Here is a 2077-nt window from a genome sequence, read left to right as displayed (position 1 = left end):
GCACCACGAGTTCATTCTGTGCATTGGTAATAATAGAGTTCACGATATTTGTCACCAAGTTTGTGTGGTAGACGGGGATAATGTTCGTTCGATCCCTGATTACCAATTGATTAACGGTATTGGTAATAACAACATTAACTACATTTGTAATAGAATTAGTTTGTTGCTGAATTATATAGTTTGTTTTCCAGATAGGAATTAATTCGTTTACTCTATTGGTAACGTAAGAATTGATAATATTTGTAATATAGTTCGTAGAAATTGTATTAAGAACTGCAAGATGCTGATTGGTAATCGTGTTTGTGAATGCTATAAATAGATTATTAGTGATAATATTAGTAAAAGTATTAGTAGTTTCTACCAATATTTTATTAGTGAATACAATTAACCGTGTTTCGATGTTTCCAGGCCGCACAGGAACCAGAAAAGAATGTTGAGGCTTATTGGGAACAGGTTTAGGCATAGGCTGCAAATAGGTGATTTCGTCTATATTGGGTTCTGCAACGGCATTTGGTAAGTTCGGATGCATTGCAGCAAGATTGCTGCTTGAAGGATAATTCGGAGGTTTAAATGTAATAACAGGTTGAGCTTGAATAATTGTTTGAAAGTTTTTCGCAATCCAAGGTACAGATTCAACGCTGATGGTATTTTGTTTTTCTAAAGCAGCAATGAATTGATCAGCAATTCGTGCTTCTGTAGAACGTGAAAATCTCAAGCGTAATAGACTGAATGCATATAAAGCTTTGTTATAATTTTTGTTGTAGAAGTAAGCTTGTCCTGTGTATAGCAGCAGTAAAGCTCCATTGTCATAAGCCCAAGGACGTAAAGGTACTGCTTTTTCTAGTACAGTAAGAGTATTTTCGTATTGTTTTAAAAGTAAGAGAGCTTCTGCGTATAAAAGATAGGCTTTGTATGCAGATTCATTATCAGGTGCTGTTTGTAGAAAATCTCGGATTGCTTGAATAGCTCTATTTGGTTTTCGGGCATCCATGGCTAAAACAGCGCGCATATAGTGTGCATAGGGAGTTTTTGCTTCTTCAAAAATTTCATTAGCTGCATCCTGAGCATCCAAAATGTAATAAATATCACCTAAAGCATTGAGTACGATATCCATGTGGGCAAATTGTGTAAACTTTTCTTTAATAGTAAGGAGAATACGAATTTTTTTTCGATAATCTGATTCGGATAGTGATAAAGTATATAATGCATAGGGCGTGTAACTGGAATCCGGATAACGTCTGATAAGGTCTCGGTACAACTTCCGGGCGCTTTCGAATTCGCTGTTTCTATATGCCAGGGTTGCTCGGCTGTAAAGAATGTAGGCTTTTGCATCATTTGGGGAAAGATTCAAAGGTCCTTCTGTTTGCTCTATGGGGAGGATAATAGTTTCCCCGCCTGGAATATTAATACGTTGCCGTGCAGGAGGAAGTACAGGAGCTACAATTCCTGAATTTCCTAAGGCTTCGGCTCCTACTTGTTGGATCATTGACTGAGGTAAATAGTCTTGGTTATCCCATATAGAGGATACTGTATCGTCTTGGGGGGCTTGCAGGAAAGTTTGTCCGTAAGATGAGTGTGCAAAAAAGCAACTAATAAAAATAAAATAAAAGTATATTTTTTTCACAAAAATTTCCTCGAAGATTATCTATATGATGAAATAAAACATTTCTCTTTAATAATCGGCGGGGATATAAGGAAATCTTGAGTGATTCATAGAAATTTAAAAAAAGCCTCTAAGTTATACTTAGAGGCTTTTTACCAAAAATATTATCTGATATGAATGGCATCGACCGGACACATGGGTGTACATGCATCGCAATCAATACATGTATCTTCATTGATCACACGAACTCCATTTCCTTCACTGATAGCATTCACAGGACATACAGGTTCACATGAACTACAATTAATGCAGGCATCGTTAATATAGTGGGACATAATACTCTCCTTACACAATAGAAAAATTCTATTGTTATTTTCATTGTTATATGACATTCAGTTTTGCAATCTTTTACATTTAGTTTTGCAGTAACAGTATTCAATATATAACAGTATTAGGAGGGAAAAACAAGATAGA

The 2077-nt window shown here is 35.7% G+C and carries 2 protein-coding genes; both read right to left on the bottom strand.

The window, feature by feature from the left end; translation table 11 throughout:
* The coding region (locus BM018_RS07505; protein WP_143280483.1) for a tetratricopeptide repeat protein at positions 1 to 1624 on the bottom strand (1624 nt) is incomplete at its 3' end.
* A 143-nt stretch (positions 1625 to 1767) separates the two neighbouring features.
* Positions 1768 to 1938: an indolepyruvate ferredoxin oxidoreductase subunit alpha gene (locus BM018_RS07500; protein WP_092320188.1), complete on the bottom strand. Its 171-nt coding sequence runs from the start codon at positions 1936 to 1938 to the stop codon at positions 1768 to 1770.
* Positions 1939 to 2077: the final 139 nt, after the last annotated feature.

It is taken from the genome of Brevinema andersonii (assembly GCF_900112165.1).
Taxonomy (GTDB): domain Bacteria; phylum Spirochaetota; class Brevinematia; order Brevinematales; family Brevinemataceae; genus Brevinema; species Brevinema andersonii.
This window is presented reverse-complemented; position numbering and strand designations above follow the sequence as displayed.